This window comes from Pseudomonas sp. 102515, from assembly GCF_031085165.1.
Taxonomy (GTDB): Bacteria; Pseudomonadota; Gammaproteobacteria; order Pseudomonadales; family Pseudomonadaceae; genus Chryseomonas.
In genome coordinates this window covers 895715-918088 of sequence record NZ_JAVHTY010000001.1, presented here as the reverse complement: position 1 = coordinate 918088, position 22374 = coordinate 895715, and the positions used below count along the sequence as shown (strand labels likewise).

The window sequence follows — 22374 nt, the reverse complement described above, 5'->3', positions numbered from 1 at the left end:
AACCCATGAAGATCCTGATGCTGCACGGTATCAACCACAACATGTTCGGCAAGCGCGATCCGCTGCAGTACGGCACCGTGACCCTGGCCGAGATCGACGCCAGGCTAACGGCCCTGGGTGCTGAACTGGGCGTCGAGGTGGAAAGCTTCCAGAGCAACCACGAAGGGGCGATGGTGGAGCGCATCCATCGGGGCTATGAGGAGGGCGTCGACGCGGTACTGATCAACGCCGGCGCCTGGACCCACTACAGCTACGGCATCCGCGACGCCCTGGCGATCCTCACCGTCCCGGTGGTGGAGCTGCATATGTCCAACATTCATGCGCGCGAGAGTTTCCGCCACCACTCGGTGTTCGCCGAGATCGTGCTGGGGCAGATCGCCGGCTGCGGCGTGGACAGCTACCTGCTGGCGCTGCGCGCCGCGGTGAGCGCGGCCCAGGCGCGCAAAGCCTGAGCGACCGACCCTCTTCCCAAGGGAGAGGGTGCGCTCCCACGGATCCCGCGTAGAGTGGAAAACCGCGCAGCGTTTTCCACGCGCAAAGGTGCTGGCTAAGGTAATGTTGGGCTTCGCTGCGCTCAACCCAACCTACGGTAGGGTTTCGTAGGTTGGGTTGAGGCGGCTCCCAACGGCCAGGGTTAGCCATTGAGCACGGCAGATGGGAGAGGCCATGCACCATTGACTGCGCCTACTCCCCGGACTTCCGGGCTTCCCCCGCATGGGGCCCCAATTCCCGCTTGGGACAGTCCTGCCACTGCTTATCCCCCAGACCTGCGGTGTATTCCGGATGCAGCGGATAGTGCAGCCGATTGTCCGCACGGGTCGCATCGCCCACCACCAGCAACTCCACCGGTTCGGTGGTCTCGTTGATGAAGGTATGGGCGACGCCGTCGCCGGCCTTGAAGCCCACGCCGTCGCCCGGCTTGAGCCGGTGGGCGTGGCCGTCGATCCAAGCCGTGGGATGGCCCGCGATCACATAGACGAATTCGTCTTCGGTGGCCTCGGCATGGGGCCTTGAGGTGCGCCGGCCGGGTGGCAGCCATTCATGGTGGATGCCCAGGCGGGCGAAGCCGAAGTGGCGGCCGAAGGCGGCGCCCAGGGAAAAGCGTTCGTCACTGTCGGGATAGCCGGGGCCATCCGGGGCCTGGAGCTGGGTCCAGTGGACGATCTTGTCGAAATCTTTCCGGGATTGCATGGGGTGCTGCGCCTCGCGGGAAAATAGCTCAAGCTTAGTCGTTTAGGCGGACGCTGCCGCCTCAGGTCCTTTCGGTGCAGGAACGCGATGCCCAGACTGTCCAGACAACTCCTCGCGCTGCTGACCCTGGCGCTGCTCGGTGGCTGCTCGCCCGACGACACGCCGATCAACAGCCCCTACCGGGCCGGGGCCGAAGGCCAGAATACCCTCTATACCGCCTTCACCACCCGCTCGCCGAAGTACCTGGATCCGGCCAGTTCCTATTCCGGCGACGAGACCAACTTCACCTACAACATCTATGAGCCGCTCTATGGCTATCACTATTTCAAGCGGCCCTATGAACTGATCCCCCGTGGCGCGGAGCGGGTGGTCGCACCCTATTACCTGGATGCCCAGGGCCGGCGCCTGCCGGACGACACGCCGCCCGCGCAGATCGCCCAGAGTGTCTACGACATTCCCATCCGCCGCGACGCCCGCTACGCGCCCCATCCGGCTTTCGCCCGGGATGCCCAGGGCCATTACCGCTACTTCCCGATCCAGCCCGCCGACCTGGCCGATCGCTACCAGATCCCCGACTTTCCCGAGACCGGCAGCCGCGCCCTGACCGCCGCCGACTACGCCTACGGCCTGCGCCGCCTGGCCAGTCCGCGGCTGGTCTCCCCCAGCTACGCCATCTTCGCCGAGCACCTGGTCGGCATGCAGGCCTTTGGCGAAGGCCTGCGCGCCGCCGACAAGGCCCTGCGCGCCCGCCTGCCCAAGGACGCGCCGCTGCCCTGGCTGGACCTGCGCCAGGGCGAGTTGCCCGGGGTCGAGGTGCTGGATGAGCACACCCTGCGCCTGCGGGTGATCGGCAAGTACCCCCAGTTCAACTACTGGCTGGCCATGACCTTCGCCGCGCCGGTGCCCTGGGAGGCCGACCGCTTCTACAGCCAGCCGGGCATGACCGAGCACAACCTCGGTTTCAACAGCTGGCCGGTGGGCAGCGGACCCTATCGGCTGGCCGAATCCATCCCCAATCGCCGCCATGTGCTGGAGCGCAATCCCAATTATCACGCCGATCCCTATCCTTGCGAGGGGGAGCCCGAGGATCGCGAACAGGGCCGGCTGGACGACTGCGGCAAGCCCATGCCGCTGATCGACCGCGCGGTGTTCAGCCTGGAAAAGGAAGGGGTGCCGCTGATGGGCAAGTTCATCCAGGGCTACTACGACACCCCGCAGGTCGAGCGCGGCGAGTATGGCGTAGCGCTGCGCACCAAGGCCGGTGATTCGGCCGATTCCGCCGAACTCTATCGCGAGCGCGGCCTCAAGCTGCCCACCGCGGTGGAGGCGTCCAACTGGTACCTGGGTTTCAACTGGCTGGATCCGGTGGTGGGGCAGGGCGCCACGCCCGAGCAGCAGGCACGCAATCGCAAGCTGCGCCAGGCGCTGTCCATCGCCTTCGACTGGGAGAGCTACATCACCGTCTTCCTCAACGGCAACGGCCTGGTCGCCAATGGCCCGCTGCCGCCCGGCGTGCTGGGCTATGAGGCGCCGCCAGCCGGCAGCAACCCGGTGGTCTATCGGTTGGTGGACGGCAAGCCCGAGCGGCGGCCCATCGAAGAGGCCAGGCAGCTGCTGGCCGAAGCCGGCTATCCCGATGGCCGCGACGCCAGGAACGGGCGGCCGCTGATCCTGCAATACGACGCCCAGACCAGCGGCGACAGCGCCATGTTCGACTGGATGCGCCAGCAGACCGCCAAGCTGGGTATCCAGCTGGAACTGCGCGGCTCGGACTACAACAGATTCCAGGACAAGATGCGCAAGGGCGCGGCGCAGATCTTCTTCTGGGGGTGGAACGCCGACTATCCCGACGCCGAGAACTTCCTCTTCCTTTTCTACGGCCCCCAGGGCAAGGCCAAGCATGGTGGCGAGAATGCCGGCAACTACAGCAATCCCGAGTACGACCGGCTGTTCGAGCAGATGAAGAGCCTCGACGACGGTCCGGAAAAGGTCGCCCTGATTCGGCGCATGGTCGCCCTGGTGCAGCAGGACGCGCCCTGGCTGTTCGGCTGGAATCCCCTGTCGGCCGGGGCCTATCAGCAGTGGGTCTACAACGCCAAGCCGACCCAGATGGTGCGCGATCAGCTGCGCTACCTGCGCCTGGACCCGGCCCTGCGCGAGCGCAAGGTGCTGGAATGGAACCGGCCGGTGCTCTGGCCGCTGTGGCTGCTGGCAGGTCTGGCGTTGCTGCTGGCCTGGCCGGCCTGGCGCAGCCTCCGTCGCCGCGAGCGCCAGACCGCCTTTGGCGACGAGACCGGGGAGGGGCGGCCATGATCGGCTATCTACTGCGGCGCCTGGCCTATGGCGTGCTCATCCTGATCGGCGTGAATCTGCTGACCTTCCTGCTGTTCTTTACCGTCAACACCCCGGACGACATGGCGCGCCTGGCCATCGGCGGCAAGTACGTCACCGCCGAAGCCATCGAGGACTGGAAGGCGGAGCACGGCTACGACAAACCACTGCTCATTAATACCACCCGTGAAGGAGCTGAGCGGTTCACCGATACACTCTTCTTCGACCGGTCGGTCAGTCTGCTGGTATTCGACTTCGGCACCTCCGACAGCGGTCGCGACATCGGCCGGGAAATTGCCGAGCGCGCCGGACCGAGTCTGGCGCTGGCGCTGCCGACCTTTGTCCTCGGGCTGGTCGCCAGCGTCGGTTTCGCCCTGCTGCTGGTGTTCTTTCGCGCCACCCGGCTGGACTTCTGGGGCGTGGTGCTCTGCGTGCTGCTGCTGTCGATCTCCTCGCTGTTCTACATCATCGCCGGCCAGTGGCTGTTCGCGAAGATCCTGCGCCTGGTGCCCTATTCGGGTTATGAAGAGGGCTGGAACCTGCTGCGCTTCCTGGCACTGCCGGTGCTGGTGGCGGTGATTTCCGGGTTGGGCAGCCAGGCGCGCTTCTATCGCGCGCTGTTTCTCGAAGAGATCGGCAAGGACTATGTGCGCACCGCCCGTGCCAAGGGGCTGGCCGAGCGCCAGGTGCTCGTGCGCCATGTGCTGCGCAATGCCGCGCTGCCGATCCTCACCGGGGTGGTGTCGGCCATTCCACTGCTGATCATGGGCAGCCTGATCGCCGAATCCTTCTTTGGCATTCCGGGCCTGGGCAGCTACACCATCGACGCCATCAACGGCCAGGACTTCGCCGTGGTCCGCACCATGGTGTTCCTGGGGTCGGTGCTCTACATCGTCGGCCTGATCCTGGCGGACCTGTCCTACACCCTCGCCGATCCGCGCGTTCGCTTCAGGTAGCCGCCATGCCGAAATTCGTCTTGCTCTGGACCGACCTCGCCCTTTACCTGCTGGTGGCCTGCAGCCTGTTCTACGCCTGGCGTGCGCGTCGCCAGCCGGACCTGCGCGCCAGTTGGCGCCGGGTGCTGCAGGATGCTCCGGCGATGAGCGCGGCCGTGGTGCTGGCCGGCTTCGTCGCCATCGCCCTGCTGGATTCGGTGCACTACCGGCCTCAGTTGCCCGCCACGCCCGGTGCCACGGCGCCGATCTATTCGCCCACGGTGCTCTCGGCGCTCGACGGCCTGCTGGCCGACACCAGCCTGACCCAGCGCGAGAAGACCTATTCCGCGCCGCTCGCCACCCACCAGTTCACCAAGGAAACCCTGGGCACCAGTGCCGAGGGTACGCCGCTGCGGGACTTCCCGCGTCTCAAGCATGCGGGTACCACGTTGAGCGATCCCGCTACCGAATGGCGGGGCGATGTCCTGAAGCGGCTGACGTGGGGCCTGCTCGGCGGTCTGGGGCTGGCCCTGACGACTGCCGCCCTGGCCGCGGCACGGTTGCGCGACACGGGCGGTTTCGCGGCCCGCTGTGGACTCATCCTGCGTGGCCAGACCGCCGCGCCCTGGCGCGCCATCCTGCTGACCTGGCTGGGCGTCTGCCTGGTGGCCGGCAGCGTGATCGCCCTGGCCAGCGGCTATCACGTGCTGGGCACCGACGGCACCGGCAACGACGTCCTCTACCAGTCGCTCAAGAGCATCCGCACCGCCTTCGTCATCGGCAGCCTGACCACCCTGGCCATGCTGCCGCCAGCGATCGGCTTCGGCCTGGCCGCCGGCTATTTCAAGGGCCGGGTGGACGACGTCATCACCTACCTCTACACCACCCTGACCTCCATCCCCGGGGTGCTGCTGGTGGCGGCCTGCGTGCTGATGATGCAGGTGTTCATCGACCGCCATCCCGAACTGTTCGACACCGGCGCGGCGCGGGCCGACCTGCGCCTCTTCATGCTCTGCCTGATCCTCGGCCTCACCGGCTGGGCCGGCCTCTGCCGCCTGCTGCGCGCCGAGGCGCTCAAGTTGCGCGAGCTGGAATACGTCCAGGCCGCGCGGGCCTTTGGCGTCTCCCATTTCACCATCCTGCGCCGGCACCTGCTGCCCAACGTCTTCTACCTGGTGCTCATCACCCTGACCCTGGAATTTTCCAGCCTGGTGCTCTACGAGGCGGTGCTCTCCTACCTGGGCATCGGCGTCGACCCGACCATGAACTCCTTCGGCTCCATGATCAACGATGCCCGCACCGAGATGTCCCGTACCCCGATGATCTGGTGGAATCTGCTCAGCGCCTTCGCCTTCATGCTGGCCCTGGTGCTGGCGGCCAATCTGTTCGCCGATGCCGTACGCGACGCCTTCGATCCGCGCAGTCGCCGGCTGAGGTCCGCCTGGCTCGGACGTCGCCCCGGCCAGGGCGAGGTGCAGCCATGACCCCGGTGTTGGAGATTCGTGACCTGGAAATCCTGGTCGAAGGCGAGGAGGGCACGCGCCAGGCGGTCCGCGGCCTGAGTCTGGCCATCGCCCGCGGCGAGACCTTCGCCCTGGTCGGGGAATCGGGCAGCGGCAAGAGCGTCACCGCACTCTCGCTGCTGCGGCTACTACCGCCTTCGCTGGGCATCGCCCGCGGCGCGGCGCTGCTGGCGGGTACCGATCTGCATCGACTGCCGGAAGGACGCCTGCGCGAACTGCGCGGCGGGCGCGTTGGCACCATCTTCCAGGAGCCCGCCACCAGCCTGAATCCGGTCATGCGCATCGGCGAGCAGATCGAAGAGACCCTGCGCGCCCATACCGCGCTGCGCGGCGCCGCCGCCCGTGCCCGGGTAGTGGACTGGCTGCGCCGGGTCGGCATCCCCGAGCCGGAGCGGCGGATCGACGACTATCCCTTCCAGTTCTCCGGTGGCCAGAAGCAGCGCATCATGCTCGCCCTGGCGCTGGCCGCCGAACCGGACCTGCTGATCGCCGACGAACCCACCACGGCGCTGGACGTCACCGTCCAGGCACAGATCCTCGCGCTGCTGGCCGATATCCAGCACGAGCTGGGCATGGCCATCCTGCTCATCACCCACGATCTGGCGGTGGTGCACCAGGTGGCCGATCACGTGGCCCTGATGCGCCATGGCGAGATCGTCGAAAGCGCCCCGGCCGCGGAGTTCTTCGAGGCCCCCCGTCATCCCTATGCCCGCGAGCTGTTCGCCGCCATTCCCACCTTCGCCAAGCGCGGCCAGACCCTGGCCGGTAGCCCGTGCGCCTTGCCCGAACGCCAGCCGGGCGAACGATTGCTGGAGGTGCGCGACCTGGCCGTGCACTATCCGATCCGTCGCGGGGCCTGGGGCCGGACGCGGGACTGGGTCAAGGCGGTGGATGGGGTGAGCTTCGACCTGCACGCCGGCGAGACCCTGGCCCTGCTGGGCGAATCCGGTTGCGGCAAGACCACCACCGGCAAGGCCCTGCTGCGCCTGCTCGATGGGCCGCGCATCAGCGGCAGCGCCCAGCTGGGCGGCGCGGACCTGCTCAGGGCCGATCGGCGCACCCTGCAGCGGCTCCGACGGCAGATCCAGATCGTCTTCCAGGACCCCTTCGCTTCGCTGGATCCGCGCATGCGCATCGGCGCCACCCTGGAGCAGGGCTTGCTGGCGCTGCGTCCCGAGCTGGATGCCGCCGAGCGCCAACGTCGCGCCGTCGCCCTGGTGGAGCGGGTCGGCCTGCCCGGCGACACCCTGCAGCGCTTCGCCCACGAATTTTCCGGCGGCCAGCGGCAGCGCATCGCCATCGCCCGGGCGCTGATCGTCGAGCCACAGGTACTGGTATGCGACGAACCCACCTCGGCACTGGACGTCTCGGTGCAGGCGCAGATCCTCGATCTCCTGCGCGAGCTCCAGGCGGAGCGGGGGCTGGCCTACCTGTTCATCACCCACAATTTCGGCGTGGTCGAGTACCTGGCCGATCGCATCGCGGTGATGGACGGTGGACGCATCGTCGAACAGGGCAGCGCCGAACGGGTGCTGCGCGCGCCCGCTCACGCCATGACCCAGCGCCTGCTGGCCGCCGTGCCGCGCCTGGATTTCGGGACTTCGCCATGAATTTTCCACCGCGCATCGCCCTGGCCGACTTCGCGCTGGTCTGGCCGCAACCGCGCCTGGCCGCGGCCTTCGCCGACGCCCTGAACTGGAGTTATGCGGAGCACCGCCGCTTCCTCGGCTGGGCGCGCGAACGGACCACCGTTGCCCAGGCCCGCGACAGCCTGCTCGCCGCACGTGGTGCCTTCACCCTGGCCCAGGGCGAGAAACGCTACTTCCTGGTGCGCGGTGACGAGTTGCTCGGCTGCCTGGGGCTCACCCCACTGGACGGCGGGCGGCGCTATGAGGTCGGCTACTGGCTGCACAGCCTGCATACCGGCCAGGGCCTGATGACCACCGCGCTGCGCTACTTCGTCGAGCAGCGCGGCGCGGCGGGGCTCTTTCTCACCACCTCGGCCGCCAACGACTCCAGCCAGCGCCTCGCCGAACGGGTGGGTTTCCGGCGCGTCCGGGTGCTGGAAAACGATCGGGAAGGTCCGGACGGGCAGCGCTGCGCCACCTGGGTCTATGAATTGCCGCCGCAGGTGAAGCCATGACCGCCCTGAGCGTTCCGCTGCAGTATCCACCCCGCTTCGCCGTGACCGAGGCGGTGGAACTGATCGACCTGACCCTGGCGGATCCCGCCGCGGTGGCCGACTACTACCGGCGCAATCGGCAGCACCTGGCGCTGTCGATGCCACGGCGCTCGGATGCCTTCTATACCCTGGCGCAATGGCAGGGGCAGGCGGCTGCCTACCGTGCCGGCGGGCCGGGCCTGAGCGAATTGCGCCTGGTGCTGCGGGCGGGGCCGCTGGTGATAGGTACGGTGAATTTCAGCCAGATGGTTCGCGGCGGTTTCCAGGCCTGCTACCTGGGCTACGGCCTGGATGCAGCCTGGCAGGGACGCGGGCTGATGCGCCATGCCATCCGCCTGGGCCGCGATTTCGTCATCGCCGAGCTGGGCCTGAATCGCATCATGGCCAACCATCTGCCGGACAACCTGCGCAGCGCTCATCTGCTCCAGAGCCTCGGCTTCGAGCGCGAGGGCCTAGCGCGGCGCTATCTGGAGATCGACGGCGTCTGGCGGGATCACGTGCTGACCAGCTATGTACGTCCCACTCCCTGAATGAAAACCGGCGGCCCCTGGCCGCCGGACTTCCCTCAGACCCTGTTCTAAGTCTCGCGAGCTAGCGACAAACAAGGCGGAAATGGCTGAGAAAGCGGAGTTTACGAATGGTAAATGAGCATTCCGAAGCCATTTTCAACGCAGTTTGACCAACGCGCAGCAGACTTTGAGTAGGGTCTCAGACCCGCGCTGCGGTAACGGCAGCGGAGCCCCAGGTGGTGCGCCAGCGGCGCTTGACGCTGAGTAGGCCGAACCAGGCGAGCACGCCCAGGCCAGCGAACAGCCAGAGGCCGAGCTGATAGTCACCGGTGGCCTGCTTGACCGCACCCAGGCCGGCGGTAAGGGCGAAGCCGCCGATGCCGCCCGCCATGCCGATCAGGCCGGTCATGACGCCGATTTCCTTGCGGAAGCGCTGGGGGACCAGCTGGAACACCGCGCCGTTGCCGGCACCCAGGCTGAGCATGGCCACCACGAACAGGGCCAGGGCGGCCATGGCGCTGGGCAGGTGGAAGCCCACGGCGGCGATGCAGATGGCCGCCACGGTATACATGCCGAGCAGTGCGCGGATCCCGCCGATGCGATCGGCCAGGGCACCGCCCAGGGGCCGCATCAGGCTGCCGCCGAAGACGCAGGCCGCGGTGTAGTAGCCGGCCACCACCGGCTCCAGGGCGTACTGGTCATGGAAATAGCCGGGGAGGGTGCTGGCGAGGCCGAGGAAGCCGCCGAAGGTCACGCTGTAGAAGAACATGAACCACCAGCTGTCCTTGTCGTTCAGTGCGCGACCATAGTCCACCAGCGTCTTCGGTGCCGGACGTTCCGGGGCGTTGCGGGCGCAGAGCACGAAGACCATTAGGGTGAGGATCAGCGGGACCAGCGCGAAGCCGAACACGTTGGTCCAGCCAAAGGCCTTGGCCAGCGCCGGGGCGAAGAGGGCGGCGAACACCGTGCCGGAGTTGCCGGCGCCGGCGATGCCCAGGGCCTTGCCCTGGTGCTGCGGCGGATACCACTGGGAAGCCAGCGGCAGGGCCACGGCGAAGGAGGCGCCGGCGAAACCGAGGAACAGGCCCAGCACCAGGGTCTGCTCATAGCTGTGCACGCCATGCTGCCAGGCCACCAGCAGCGCCAGGATCACCACCACCTGGCCGATGATGCCGGCGGTCTTGGGTGAAAGCCGATCGGCGACGAAGCCCAGGATCAGGCGCAGGACGGCACCGGCGAGGATGGGCGTGGCGACCATCATGCTGCGCTGCTGGGTGGTCAGCTGCAGGTCGGTGGCGATCTGCACGGCCATGGGGCCGAGCACGTACCAGACCATGAAGCTCAGGTCGAAGTAGAGGAAGGCGGCGAACAGGGTCGGCGCATGGCCGGCTTTCCAGAAACTGGGACTCATGGAGACACCTCGGGCACGTCACAGGCATGAAAAAAGGCGTCAGTCACCCTTGCCCGTTGCCGGGAGGTGAACTGACGCCTTTGTCGATTGGGGTGACCGCCGTTGGCCACCGCTACCGAGGCCTTTGCAAGAGCGAAGCCAATTCGCGCGAGCCCTGACCAGACGGGGTCTGGAGGAGTCGGGGCCGGGTATCGGGGGTAAGTTGCCGCCCAAGGATTGGGCGCAGCTCCAGACCTTCGCCCTTTATTGGCGCTCGATGGCGCCGAGCACTATGACCTGTGAATCGTTTTGGCCTGACGAGTCCGTTATGCCGAAGCCATGGCCACGGTACCTGTAGGTTGGGTTGAGCGCAGCGAAGCCCGACAGTGCCGCGGGGTCATGGCACTGTTGGGCTTCGACGATAAGGCCGTCTCAACCCGACCTACGGCCAGTACTATTACTTGGCGTACTTGGTCTGCAGCGCCTTGGCTTCCTGAAGGTGGTGCTCCAGCTTCGGCAGGGTCTTCTCGGCGAAGGCCTTCAGCGCAGCGTCATCGCTGGTCTTGGCTTCGTTGCGGAAGATCTCGATGGTCTGCTCGTGGGCCACGACCTGGTTGTTGGCATAGGAGCGATCGAAGGAGTCGTCACGCACCTGCAGGATCATGGCCTTGGCCTTGTCCATCAGCTCGGCGTCGGTGGAGACTTTCAGCTTCTTCTCCTGGGCCAGGCTCTTGAGCTGCTCGTTGGCCTTGGTGTGGTCGTCGATCATGCTCTGGGCGAAGGTCTTGATGTCCTGCGACTTGCTCTTTTCCAAGGCCAGCTTGCCTGCTTCGATCTCGGCGATGCCCTTGGCCGAGGCGTCGTCGACGAATTCGGCCGGAGACAGCTTGTCGGCGGCCTGGGCCAGACCGGCACCGGCAGCCAGCAGGATGGCGAGAGACAGGCTGGAGGCTTTCTTCAGCATGGGCGTCATGGACGTGCTCCTGATTTTCTTGGGCAGTTAGGAAAGGGCGTCACCGCGTGGCAGTGAACGCGCCTGCAAAATGGGACCTGCCTAAAAAGTCATACGTTCCCTGCGAAAGCGTCGCCAAGCCGCATCAATTGCGGCCTACGCTTGAGCGAAACGCTTCATAGGCGTCGAAATCGAAGCGCGTCGCCGAGACGATCTGGCTCTGTTTCAGGGTCAGGTAGATGTCCTTGCCCTTGTCCGCATAGTGGGTGGTGAAGGTCACCCAGAGTTTGTCCTTGTCGCGGTAGCCGCTCATGATCGGCTTGATGCAGACGTCCTGGTCGGCCCCTTGCGTTTCGCTCGGTTCGCCCAGGGTGGTGATGCGGCCGACGTACACCTTGCGCTCTTCCAGGGTCAGCATCAGCGTCTCCCGGTTGATGGAGGCGGTCATCAGCAGATCGTCCAGCGGACTGTCCTTGAGGATGCCGGCGAGGATGAAGGTGCGGTAGTTGTCCTCGGTGAGCCCGTACTTGCGCTTGATGGTCCAGCGCGCCAGTGCGGCCCAGGCGCCAGGAATCAACAGGGCGGTCACCGTTACCAGCAGGATCCAGGCGGCCTGCAGCGGATCGTCCAGGGTGCCGGTACGCCGCAGCAGCTCGGCGAGACCGGCGAAATAGTCTAGGGAAAAGGTCCGCTCGCCCCATGACCAGCTGCGCCCCTGCAGCAAGTGGGCGATGCCCAGGTGCAGGCTCACGGCGAGCAGGGTGCAGAACAGACCGAAGCGCGCGCTCTGCAGATAGAGGTACTGGCCCTCGTAGCGGTGCAGGCGATAGAAGTACAGCGGGTGTTTGTGGCAGACGAGAAAACCGCTGACCAGGATCGGCAGGAGCAGCAGCAGGAACATCAGCGGTTGATGAGCCGCCGGGCGCGGTCCAGGTCTTCCTTGAATTCGGGGGAGTCGAAGACCTCCGCCGGATCGATGCGCAGGGTGCCACGGCCGACCACGCGCATGGACTTGTAGGAGTTGTTGATGCTCGCGGCCAGCTTGAGGTCGTCCGCGGAGGGCGATTTGAGCAGGTTGAACAGGCCTTTCAGCATGGAGGTGTCCTGAGGATGCACTAGGCGCTTATAGCTTGGAACACCAGAACCGGCAAGGATTCGCCGCGCCGCCGGTCGACGACGCGGCGAGGGCTCAGGCCGGTTCGACCCCCGTTTTACGCACGGTCGCCTTGGGCAACAGGCCGTCGGCACGGAACATCTGCTTGATGCCGCGTACCGCCTGGCGGATGCGGTCCTGGTTCTCGATCAGGGCGAAGCGCACGTGGTCATCGCCATAGTCACCGAAGCCCAGCCCCGGCGAGACGCAGACCTTGGCCTCGGCGAGGAGCTTCTTGGCGAATTCCAGCGAACCCAGCTGGGCGTAGGGCTCGGGAATCTTGGCCCAGACGTACATCGAGGCCTTGGGATTCTCCACCATCCAGCCGGCTTCATGCAGGCCGCGCACCAGCACGTCCCGGCGCTGCTGGTACTGCCGGGCGATGTCGCGCACGCACTGCTGGTCGCCTTCCAGGGCGGCGATGGCCGCCACTTGCAGCGGGGTGAAGGTGCCGTAGTCGTGGTAGCTCTTGATCCGCGCCAGGGCGGCGACCAGCTCGGGATTGCCGACCATGAAGCCGATCCGCCAGCCGGCCATGTTGTAGCTCTTGGACAGGGTGAAGAATTCCACCGCGATGTCCTTGGCGCCGGGCACCTGCATGATGGAGGGCGCCTGCCAGCCGTCGAAGACGATGTCGGCATAGGCCAGGTCGTGCACCACCAGCACGTTGTAGCGCTTGGCCAGTTCCACCACGCGCTCGAAGAAGTCCAGCTCCACGCACTGGGCGGTGGGGTTGGAAGGGAAGCCGAGGATCATCATCTTCGGCTTGGGAATGCTTTCGCGGATGGCCCGCTCCAGTTCGGCGAAGAAGTCCATGCCTTGCACCAGGGGCACCGAACGCACCTGGGCGCCAGCGATCACCGCACCGTAGATGTGGATCGGATAACTCGGGTTGGGCACCAGCACGGTGTCGCCGGCATCCAGGGTGGCCAGCATCAGGTGCGCCAGGCCTTCCTTGGAGCCGATGGTGACGATGGCTTCGCTGTCGGCATCGATCTGCACCTGGTAGCGGTCGCGGTACCAGTGGGAGATGGCGCGTCTCAGGCGCGGAATGCCCTTGGAGCTGGAATAGCCGTGGGTGTCTTCGCGCTGGGCGACCTGGCAGAGCTTCGCGACGATGTGCGGCGGGGTAGGGCCATCGGGATTGCCCATGGACAGGTCGATGATGTCCTCACCGCGACGGCGCGCGGCCATCTTGAGTTCGGCGGTGATGTTGAAGACGTAGGGGGGCAGGCGATCGATGCGCGCAAAGCGGCGCACGGGACTGGAGTCAGTCATGCGTTCCTCGAAGTACGTAAGCGCCCGGAACCGTCCGAGCGACGTGGGTCACAGGAGGTGACCTGCGGCGGACATTAGCCGCAGGTCGCTGCGCTTGTCGAGGAAAAAATCGGACTGGTCCGCGCGGCCTGTCTCAGCCGAGCAATTCGCTCATGGCGATGATCTGGTCGGCCACCTGGATCAGCTTCTGCTGCTTGCTCATGGCCTGGCGGCGCATCAGGGTGTAGGCCTCGTCTTCGCTGCAGCCACGCATCTTCATCAGCAGGCCCTTGGCCTGGTCGACCTTCCTGCGCTCCAGCAACTGCTGCTCGCGGGCCTGGAGTTCGGCGCGCAGGGCCTGGTCGGTCTCGAAGCGGGCGCGAGCCACGTCGATGATGGCCTGCAGGCGGCTGGTCTGGATGCCCTCGACGATGTAGGCGCTGACCCCGGACTGGATGGCCCGGCGCATCACCGCCGGATCGTGCTCGTCGGTGAACATGACGATGGGGCGTGGCCGGTCGCGGGTCACCAGGCAGACCTGTTCCATGACATCGCGACCGGGTGATTGGGTGTCGAACAGGATGACGTCCGGACGCAGGGCCTCGATGCGCGCGGGCAGGTCGATGGTCAGGCCGGACTCCTCGATGACCTCGAAACCGGCTTCGATCAGCGCGGCCTTGAGACGGCCGACCTGCTTGGGGGTGTCGTCGATGAGCAAGATGCGCAAGGTCGTTCTCCCTAGTGATCGCTGAGCGCGTGAATGGCGAAGCTGCGGGCGTAACCGGCCGGATCGCTGCCGTCCCAGATGCGACCGTCGAACAGGGTGCTGCTGCGCCGGGTCGGCGGCACCGCCAGACCCTGGCCGGTAGCGGCCTCCTGATACAGCTCGGTGCATTGCACGGACTGAGCCACGGCCAGGTAGTCCGGATCCTCGCGCAGCAGGCCCCAGCGGCGGAACTGGGTGAGAAACCAGAGGCCATCGGAGAGATAGGGCGGATTGACCGCGCCCTGGCGATGGAAGGCCAGGGGGTGCCGGTCTTCCCAGTGGCCATCGAGGCCATCTTCGTAGTGACCGAGAAAGCGCTGGGCGAGCAGCGCGGGGTCGGTGTCCACATAGTCGGCGCCGCTGATCAGCTGGGCGGTGCCCAGGCGATTCTCGCGACTCTCCTCGATGAAGCGACTGGCGTCGAGCAGGGTGCGGATCAGCGCCCGGGCGGTGTTGGGATAGCGCTCGGCGAAATGGCCGGTGCAGGCCAGCACCTTTTCCGGGTGGTCCGGCCAGATGGCCTGGGTGGTGGTCAGGGTGAAGCCCTGGCCGCGCGCCACGGCCAGGGCGCCCCAGGGCTCGCCGACGCAGAAGCCGTCGACCCGGCCGGCGGCCAGGTGCTCGGGCATTTGCGGCGGCGGTACCAGAGCGGTGCGCACGTCCTGCAGGGGATGGATGCCCTGGGCCGCCAGCCAGTAGTAGAGCCAGAAGATATGGGTGCCGGTGGGAAAGGTGTGGGCCAGGGTCAGTGGCCCAGCGCCCGGCTGGCGGATCCGCTCGACCAGGGAGGCCGTGTCCTGGACGCCTTCCCGGGTCAGGTTGCGCGCCAGATTGAGGCTCTGGCCGTTCTGCGCCAGGCTCATGAGCACCGCCATTGGTGTGGCGGGTGCGCCGCCCAGGCCAAGGTGCGCCCCATAGACCAGGCCGTAGAGGCAATGCGCGGCATCGAGCTGGCCATTGAGCAGGTTGTCGCGCAGCGCCGACCAGGAGGGCTGGCGGTGCAGATTGAGCGTCAGGCCATGGGGTTCGCCGAAGCCCTGGGTCGCCGCCACGATCAGCGAAGCGGCATCGCTCAGGGGCAGGAAGCCCAGGTTGAGCTCCGGCTTTTCCGGGGCATCCGAACCCGCGACCCAAAGGTGCGCGGCATGGGGGGAAGGCTGGGCAGGCATGGTGTCTCCGGCGGCTGACAGACGCCAGGATGCCTCTTTGTGCACCGCTATGGGCGTCTCGACTAGGGCCTGCACCATTATGGTGACAAGCACGGCACCATCACCGGGCGCTTTCACTGCTAAGGCACCGGCCGGACAGCGCCTCTGCAGCGGTCCGCGGCGCGGCGGAAAAGGGCGACGCCGGCTGAGGTCTGTCAGAAGCGGGGCAAAACCCGCGCCAAGTCGCGGGTTGCCAGCGGCAGGACTACTTCTGCGGGATCAGCAACAGGCGGTCGCGCCCATAGACGCGCTCCAGGTTCTGCGGCTGCAGCGGCAGGCTCCGGTATTGCCCGCGGGTCCAGCCCTTGCCCGGGGTGCCGACCTGGCTCGCCTGCAGGGGTTCGGCCAGGCCGAAGTCCACCACCAGACGCAGCGCCGGTGCCAGCCAGGCCTGATCGTTACCGCCCCAGTGGCTGGCGGTCAGGTCCAGGGTCGAGCCGTCGCCCCCGCTGGCGGCGCCGTCCTGGCGGTGCAGGCGGCCCCACTGCCAGCTGGCGCGATCGCTGCCCAGCCTGACTTCGCAAGTCGCGATGGCCCCGGCCAGGGCGCGGGCGAAGATCGCCGGCTTGTCTTCATGGGCGCTGGTGCTGACGTCATCCCAGTAGGGGCTGTCGTCGCGCGCCAGGAGGTGATCGACGATGGCGTTGTAACCGGTGTCGCTGAGGGTGGTGAAGGCCTGCCAGGCCGAACTCTTGGTGCCGCCGAGTTCGTCGGCGAAGGTCTGTTCGGCCAGGGCCTGGAGGAAGGCTTCGTAGAGCGCCGCGTCACCGGAGCCGGCGGTCAGGCGGCCGTCGAAGGCCAGCAGACGCCGCCGGGCCTCTTCCGCCTGCTGGCGCTGGGCGGTCGGCAGGGCGGCGATGGCCTGGCGCAGCGGGGCGGCGAAGCCGGGGGCGTCGAGCTGGGTCCTGAGCTTGGCGGCCAGGGTGGTGGTCTGGTCCTGCTGCAGGGCCATGGCGTCGCGGGTGTCGAGGTGCGCCGGGCGCCCGGCCAGTTGCGCCAGGCGCTCCTGGCGCTCGGGGCCCGACCAGTTGCTGGACAGCTGCATGCCGTAGCCACGTGGCACCACGCGCTGGTTGGCGGCGCCCAGCCAGCCCTGGGCCGGATCCTGGTCGTAGGGGTGCAGCATGGGATCGGCGTAGCCATCCCAGGCGTAGCGCTCGTCCCAGCCGGGCGAGGGCAGCAGCCCCAGGCCGCTGCGGCGATTGGGATAACGGCCGGTCACCTGCCAGCCGATGTGCTCGGCATCGGCGAATACCAGATTCCAGTCACTGGCCCGCAGCTCGCGGGCCAGTTCGAAGGCGCGCTCCACGTCCTTGGCGCGGGAGAGGTCGAAGAGGGCGTCCAGGCTCTTGTCGGCTTCCAGGCGGCTGCTGCGCAGGGCCAGGCCGTAGCCGTTGGCGTCCGGGGCCAGAGCCAGATTCAGCAGCGGACCGCGCGGACTGGTATAGAGGGTGTGGCGACGCGGTTTTTCACCGCGGACGAAAAAGGTCTCCACCCGCTCGCCGGCTGGCTGCCACTGGCCGCCACTCTGCACCTGCAGGCGACCACCCTGGCGTTGCAGACGTTCGAGGTAGAGATCCTGGCTGTCGCCCATCAGGGTGGCGGCGCCCCAGGCCAGCTTGCCGTTGTAGCCGTCGAGCAGTAGCGGCAGGCCGGGCAGGGTAGTGCCCACGGCCTCGAAGCGCGGCGCCCTCAGGGTCACCAGGGTAAAGGGCGACTGGCCGTCGACGGCACTGACCTTGTCCACCGCGAGCAGGCTACGGCCGCCGCGGGTATGCCCCGGGGTGGCGGCCCAGGCGGTACCGGTGGGGCCGCCGAAGGGCGCATGCTCCGCCAGTTGCCGCTGGACCTGCAGCAGGGCCTCCAGTCCGGGCAGCTGGCCACGCAGATTCAGGCCGCGCAGCTTGACGGTCTCCTCTTCCGGCAGGGGCTCGTCCGGGTAGGTGGGCAAGAGCCAGGCCAGGCGCTCGGGACCGACCTGGGCGGCCAGGGCCAGCGCCGCGGTTTCCTTGCGCAGGTCCACCGCCTGGGCGAAGTTCAGTAGCTCGAAGAGCAGGGCGCTGTCTTCGGGCTTCCAGTATTCGGCGCGGTACTCGTGGCCATCCAGCGCGACCCGTTCGCCGGCGCGGTAGAGGTAGGCGTTGACACCCCGGGCATAGACCTCGAAGAAGGTCTTCATCCGCGGCGAGGCGTTGCCGTAGGCCACCTGGGCGGCCTTGCGCAGGTCCACGGCGCGCATGAACCTGTCGCTGTCCAGGCGGCTTTCGCCGTAGGCCTCGGCCAGCCGACCCTGGGCCAGCAGGCGCAGCTCGACCATCTGCGCCAGGCGTTCGCTGGCGTGGACGTAGCCGAGGGCGAACAGGGCATCGTGGAAGGTGGTGGTCTCGATCAGTGGCTGGCCGTCGGCATTGCGGCGCACCGAGACAGTCTGCGCCAGGCCGCGCAGCGGCAGGCTGCCCTTGAGTTGCGGCTGGCTGCGGGTCGGCTGCTCTTCGCCGAGGTACTGGCAGCCGGCAAGGGCGATCAGCAGGCCGAGGGTAGCGAGACGCAGGGGCGCGCGCGGGCGAAACAGGAGAGGCGAGACCATGAACAGCGGACACTCCGGGCGGATGGATGCGAACGGGTGGCTACGTTAGCAGGGTCCGGCAGGGGAGCAAGCCTCGCGCGAGGGGTGGCGCCTGGGCGCTGCCGACAGGTCGTCGGCAGGGGCGCCTGGCGCGGCACCAGGCCGATCAGCGCAGCGCCATCCAGATCAGCAGCGCGGCCTGGAACAGGCAGAACACCGCCAGGCAGCCGATGGCGAAACGCAGGGAGATGTCATCACGGCGATAGAGGGCGATGCGGTCCTCCAGCTGGCGCAGACTGGCATCGCGCTCGTCGATCACGCGGTCGCACTGCTCCAGCAGGGTGGCGCCATCCAGCAGCGACAGCAGCTGGACCTTGTCGGCGTTCCAGTCCTCCCGCAGCTGGCTGACCCGGGCTGCCCGGCAGAGCTGCTGACGCTCGTCATCCGCGGCGGTCTCCACGGTGAAGCCTTGGGCGCCAAGCACGTGGTCGCGGCGTTTGCGGCTGTCTTCGTCGAGGGCGTCGCGGCGCGCCAGGGGCAGGTCCTGCACCCGGTAGTGACTCCAGCGCAGGCGCGCCCAGGCGGCGGCCCGCGCCAGCAGGAAGCGTCCCAGGCCGCGTTCTTCCGGCTCGATCTGCAGGCCCCGTTCGGGACCCAGGCGGATTTCGCCTTGGCGATGATCGACCCAGACCTCCAGCACGTTCACCTCGCGGTGCAGCAGCTGACCGGGAATCTGCACCGTCAGCCGCAGCAGGCTTTCCTCGTCGCCATGGCGCTCGACCAGGCCGAGTTGCACGAAGCGCAGCGGGCGCACTCCGACCCGACGATCCGCCGGCTGGGGCATCAGCCGCAGCAGCTGAAAGCGCTCCGGCGGCAGGCTGGCCCAGGGATGGGGCTCGTTGGGTGCGGCTTCGACGGCCAGTGATGCTTGATCGGGGGTTTCCACGGACGGGCTCCAGCGGGCGCGCCTCCTGGGCGCCTTTGCTGGCTTATCGGCCGGCGCGCGGGGAACCTGAGCGCTCGATGAAGGCGGCCACACGCTCGACCAGCGCGCGGGCCAGGGGCAGGTTGGGATCATCGTAGGTGGACAGTTGCGCCTGGAAGTCGGCCGGGGCGATGCGCAGCATGTGGTTCATGCCGGGAATGATCGTCAGCTCGGCATCCGGTTTGGCTCGCTGCAGCGCCCGGGCATCGTCGACCTCCACCTGGATGTCATGGGTGCCCTGGACGATCAGCGCCGGGGCGTGGATACCGGCAAAGGCCTTGGCCGGATCCTGGCGGAACAGTGAGATCAGATAGGGCTGGACGCTGGGGCGGAACAGCACCAGCAGCTCCTTCGGCACCTCGGGTACCGGCGTGCCGCGCAGCAGCTGGTCGATGATCCACTGGGCGCTGGCCAGGCCGGCAGGCGACAGCTTGCCCGCCAGCTGTTGGCGCAGCACCACGTCGATGGGACGGCCGCTGCCGGCCAGGGTCACCACGCCAGCGACCGGCACCCGGTCGGCAGTCAGGCTGGCGATCAGGGCGCCTTCGCTGTGACCGAGCAGGATCACTGCGGAAAAGCGTGGATCGGCGCGCAGCAGCCGGATCCAGCCGACCAGGTCGTCGACATAGCGCTCCACGCTGAGGTGGCTCTCGTCCGGTTCGGCGCTACGGCTCTCGGCCACGCCGCGCTTGTCGAAGCGCACGCTGGCGATCCGCTTCCGGCCCAGGGCCTCGGCCAGCCGCTGCAGGGCGGCGTTGCGCGCGCCGGGTCCGTTGCCATTGCGATCGATGGGCCCGGAGCCAGAGACGAAGAGCACCACCGGTTGCGGCCGCTCGCTACGTGGCAGGATCAGGCTGCCCTTGAGCACGCCGCTACCGGTGTCGAGCTGGACGGGACGATAGAGGACGGGATCGGCCGCCGTGGCGAGGGCGGGCAGGGCGAGGCACAGCAGCAGGGAGAACAGCAGACGCATGACGAGGAGGGCACCGGAGGGCTGGGGTGTGGGGGCCTATCCCGCACACAATCCGTGTAAAAGACCACGGCGCGTGTAAAATCGCCCATTCCCATTTTGCATCCATACCTTTCACCCGTAGCGCGGAGCCCTCGCATGTCCGGCAATACCCTCGGCACGCTGTTCACCGTCACCACCGCCGGCGAAAGCCATGGCCCGGCGCTGGTCGCCATCGTCGACGGTTGCCCGCCCGGACTGCCCCTGGACATCGCCGACCTGCAGCGCGACCTGGATCGGCGCAAGCCTGGCACCAGCCGCCACACCACCCAGCGTCAGGAAGCGGACGAGGTGGAGATCCTCTCCGGGGTCTTCGAAGGCGTCACCACCGGCACCCCCATCGGCCTGCTGATCCGCAACACCGACCAGAAGTCCAAGGACTACTCGGCGATCAAGGACCTGTTCCGCCCGGCTCATGCCGACTACGCCTACCACCACAAGTACGGCCTGCGCGACTACCGCGGCGGCGGTCGCAGCTCGGCGCGGGAAACCGCCATGCGCGTGGCGGCCGGTGCCATCGCCAAGAAGTACCTGGCCACCCAGGGCATCCGGGTGCGCGGCTACATGAGCCAGCTGGGCCCGATCGAGATCCCCTTCAAGACCTGGGACAGCGTGGAAGAGAACGCCTTCTTCAGCCCCGACCCGAGCAAGGTACCGGAGCTGGAAGCCTACATGGACCAGCTGCGCCGCGATCAGGACTCGGTGGGCGCGCGCATCACCGTGGTCGCCGACGGCGTACCGCCGGGGCTGGGCGAGCCGATCTTCGACCGCCTCGACGCCGAACTGGCCTATGCGCTGATGAGCGTCAACGCGGTGAAGGGCGTCGAGATCGGCGCCGGTTTCGCCAGCGTCGCCCAGCGCGGTACCGAGCACCGTGACGAGCTGACCCCGGAGGGCTTCCTGTCCAACAACGCCGGTGGCGTGCTGGGCGGCATCTCCTCCGGTCAGCCCCTCGTCGCCCACCTGGCCCTGAAGGCCACCTCCAGCATCACCACCCCGGGGCGCTCCATCGACATCCAGGGCAATCCGGTGGATATCATCACCAAGGGTCGCCACGATCCCTGCGTGGGCATCCGCGCCACGCCCATCGCCGAGGCGATGATGGCCCTGGTGCTGATGGATCACCTGCTGCGTCACCGCGCGCAAAATGCCGAAGTACGGGTCGGTACGCCCGTCCTGCGCCAGCTCTGACGATCGGGCAGACCATGCCGGTTCCCTATTGGCGCCTGTCGGGCTTCTACTTCGCCTACTTCGCGCTGCTGGGAGCCACGGCGCCCTACCTGGGGCTGTATTTCCACCACCTGGGCTTTTCCGGCACCGCCATCGGCCAACTGGTGGCCATCCCCATGCTGATGCGGGTGCTGGCGCCCAATCTCTGGGGCTGGCTGGCCGATCGCACCGGCCGCCGGCTGAGCATCGTCCGCCTGGGCGCCGCCTGCACCCTGCTGTGTTTCTCCGGCATCTACCTGGGCCAGGGCTTCGCCTGGCTGGCACTGATCATGGCGGGGCATGCCTTCTTCTGGCATGCGGTGCTGCCCCAATTCGAAGCCATCACCCTGGCCCACCTGCGCGACCAGCCACAGCGCTATGCGCGCATCCGGCTCTGGGGCTCGATCGGCTTCATCGCCGCGGTGGCGGGGCTCGGCTGGGCCTTCGAATACGTCAGCCTGGATCTCTATCCGGCCTATCTGCTGCTGGTGATGGCGATCATCCTGCTCGCCTCGCTGGCGGTGCCGGGGGTCAAGGTCGATCCGGGTCAGCGCCCCGAGGCGCCGGCCGAGCCCTTCCTGACCACCCTGCGCCGGCCACGGGTGCTGGCTTTCTTCATCGCCGCGGCGCTGATGCAGCTGTCCCACGGTCCCTACTACACGGTCTTCACCCTGCACCTGGAAGAGCTCGGCTATGGCCGTGGCGTCATCGGCCAGCTCTGGTCGCTGGGGGTGGTCGCCGAGGTGCTGATCTTCCTGGTGATGCCGCAACTGCTGGCACGACTGTCGCTCAATGCCCTGCTGGTCGCCGCCTTTGTCATCGCCGCCGGGCGCTGGTTGCTGCTGGGCGCCCTGGCCGATCACCTGGCGGTGCTGCTGTTCGCCCAGCTGCTGCACGCGGCCACCTTCGGCTGCTTCCACGCCGCCGCCATCCAGTTCGTCCAGTCCCATTTCGACCGCCGCCGCCAGGGCCAGGCCCAGTCCCTCTACGCCGCCCTGTCCGGGGCTGGCGGGGCGCTCGGCGCGTTGTATGCTGGCTATGCCTGGCAGGTGTCCGGTGCCCTTGCCGCCTTTGCCGGCGCCTCCCTGGCGGCGCTGGCCGGGGCCTTCCTCATCCTCTTGTCCATTAGGTCCAGTACGAAAAGTGCCTGCGCTCGGTGATGCTTCGTTGAAAAACACCTGGATCGCCAGCCCGGTCGCAATGCTCAT

Annotated in this window: 20 protein-coding genes; 9 read left to right on the top strand and 11 right to left on the bottom strand. The window is 67.5% G+C overall.

All coding sequences use genetic code 11. The annotated features are described in order from the left end of the window. Positions 1-5: 5 nt before the first annotated feature. Positions 6-452 carry a type II 3-dehydroquinate dehydratase gene (gene aroQ, locus RCF34_RS04140; protein WP_308707033.1) on the top strand — a complete coding sequence of 149 codons (447 nt, stop codon included), beginning with the start codon at positions 6-8 and terminating at the stop codon, positions 450-452. A gap of 232 nt (positions 453-684) precedes the next feature. Here the strand turns inward: aroQ and RCF34_RS04135 are convergent, their stop codons facing one another. After that, positions 685-1191 carry a cupin domain-containing protein gene (locus RCF34_RS04135; RefSeq protein ID WP_308707032.1) on the bottom strand — a complete coding sequence of 169 codons (507 nt, stop codon included), beginning with the start codon at positions 1189-1191 and terminating at the stop codon, positions 685-687. Between the two features lie 87 nt (positions 1192-1278). Between RCF34_RS04135 and RCF34_RS04130 the strand changes: the two genes are divergently transcribed. From RCF34_RS04130 to RCF34_RS04105, 6 genes are read left to right on the top strand one after another with little or no spacing between them, the layout of a single operon-like run. Further along, on the top strand, positions 1279-3504 hold the full coding sequence (locus RCF34_RS04130; RefSeq protein ID WP_308707031.1) for an ABC transporter substrate-binding protein: 2226 nt from the start codon (positions 1279-1281) through the stop codon (positions 3502-3504). Then, positions 3501-4478, top strand: coding sequence for an ABC transporter permease (locus RCF34_RS04125; protein ID WP_308707030.1), 978 nt, complete (start codon positions 3501-3503; stop codon positions 4476-4478). Before RCF34_RS04130 ends, RCF34_RS04125 begins: the two co-directional genes overlap by 4 nt. 5 nt (positions 4479-4483) lie before the next feature. Continuing rightward, on the top strand, positions 4484-5941 hold the full coding sequence (locus tag RCF34_RS04120) for an ABC transporter permease (protein WP_308707029.1): 1458 nt from the start codon (positions 4484-4486) through the stop codon (positions 5939-5941). Beyond that, the gene (locus RCF34_RS04115) at positions 5938-7590 is read left to right on the top strand and encodes a dipeptide ABC transporter ATP-binding protein (RefSeq protein WP_308707028.1); all 1653 of its coding nucleotides are present in this window, start codon (positions 5938-5940) and stop codon (positions 7588-7590) included. The genes RCF34_RS04120 and RCF34_RS04115 overlap by 4 nt, the downstream gene beginning before the upstream one ends. Next, positions 7587-8123, top strand: a complete 537-nt coding sequence (locus RCF34_RS04110) for a GNAT family N-acetyltransferase (protein ID WP_308707027.1) — start codon at positions 7587-7589, stop codon at positions 8121-8123. Before RCF34_RS04115 ends, RCF34_RS04110 begins: the two co-directional genes overlap by 4 nt. Next, positions 8120-8692, top strand: coding sequence for a GNAT family N-acetyltransferase (locus tag RCF34_RS04105; protein ID WP_308707026.1), 573 nt, complete (start codon positions 8120-8122; stop codon positions 8690-8692). Before RCF34_RS04110 ends, RCF34_RS04105 begins: the two co-directional genes overlap by 4 nt. A gap of 178 nt (positions 8693-8870) precedes the next feature. Here RCF34_RS04105 and RCF34_RS04100 read toward each other — a convergent pair whose 3' ends face one another. The 10 genes from RCF34_RS04100 to RCF34_RS04055 form a co-directional block, all read right to left on the bottom strand. After that, positions 8871-10082, bottom strand: a complete 1212-nt coding sequence (locus RCF34_RS04100) for a nitrate/nitrite transporter (RefSeq protein ID WP_308707025.1) — start codon at positions 10080-10082, stop codon at positions 8871-8873. 436 nt (positions 10083-10518) lie between these two features. Next, a complete protein-coding gene (locus RCF34_RS04095) occupies positions 10519-11034 on the bottom strand; it encodes a DUF4142 domain-containing protein (RefSeq protein ID WP_308707024.1) in 516 nt (171 codons plus the stop codon). 124 nt (positions 11035-11158) lie between these two features. Beyond that, complete coding sequence (locus RCF34_RS04090) at positions 11159-11914, bottom strand: hypothetical protein (protein ID WP_308707023.1); 756 nt, start codon at positions 11912-11914, stop codon at positions 11159-11161. Beyond that, entirely contained in the window at positions 11914-12108 is a 195-nt protein-coding gene (locus tag RCF34_RS04085; protein WP_017642174.1) for a hypothetical protein, read from the bottom strand. Before RCF34_RS04085 ends, RCF34_RS04090 begins: the two co-directional genes overlap by 1 nt. A 94-nt stretch (positions 12109-12202) precedes the next feature. Further along, a complete protein-coding gene (gene alaC, locus RCF34_RS04080) occupies positions 12203-13444 on the bottom strand; it encodes an alanine transaminase (RefSeq protein WP_308707022.1) in 1242 nt (413 codons plus the stop codon). Positions 13445-13577: 133 nt separating this feature from the next. Then, a complete protein-coding gene (locus RCF34_RS04075; protein ID WP_144959282.1) occupies positions 13578-14150 on the bottom strand; it encodes an ANTAR domain-containing response regulator in 573 nt (190 codons plus the stop codon). Positions 14151-14161: 11 nt separating this feature from the next. Continuing rightward, positions 14162-15358, bottom strand: coding sequence for a CmpA/NrtA family ABC transporter substrate-binding protein (locus RCF34_RS04070; RefSeq protein ID WP_308707021.1), 1197 nt, complete (start codon positions 15356-15358; stop codon positions 14162-14164). A 244-nt stretch (positions 15359-15602) separates the two neighbouring features. After that, entirely contained in the window at positions 15603-17984 is a 2382-nt protein-coding gene (locus RCF34_RS04065) for a penicillin acylase family protein (protein ID WP_308707020.1), read from the bottom strand. Between the two features lie 145 nt (positions 17985-18129). Further along, complete coding sequence (locus RCF34_RS04060; protein ID WP_308707019.1) at positions 18130-18909, bottom strand: hypothetical protein; 780 nt, start codon at positions 18907-18909, stop codon at positions 18130-18132. 43 nt (positions 18910-18952) lie between these two features. Next, a complete protein-coding gene (locus RCF34_RS04055) occupies positions 18953-19921 on the bottom strand; it encodes an alpha/beta fold hydrolase (protein ID WP_308707018.1) in 969 nt (322 codons plus the stop codon). Between the two features lie 135 nt (positions 19922-20056). Between RCF34_RS04055 and aroC the strand changes: the two genes are divergently transcribed. Further along, positions 20057-21148 carry a chorismate synthase gene (aroC, locus tag RCF34_RS04050; protein WP_308707017.1) on the top strand — a complete coding sequence of 364 codons (1092 nt, stop codon included), beginning with the start codon at positions 20057-20059 and terminating at the stop codon, positions 21146-21148. A gap of 14 nt (positions 21149-21162) precedes the next feature. Beyond that, positions 21163-22326 carry an MFS transporter gene (locus RCF34_RS04045; RefSeq protein WP_308707016.1) on the top strand — a complete coding sequence of 388 codons (1164 nt, stop codon included), beginning with the start codon at positions 21163-21165 and terminating at the stop codon, positions 22324-22326. Positions 22327-22374 lie beyond the last annotated feature (48 nt).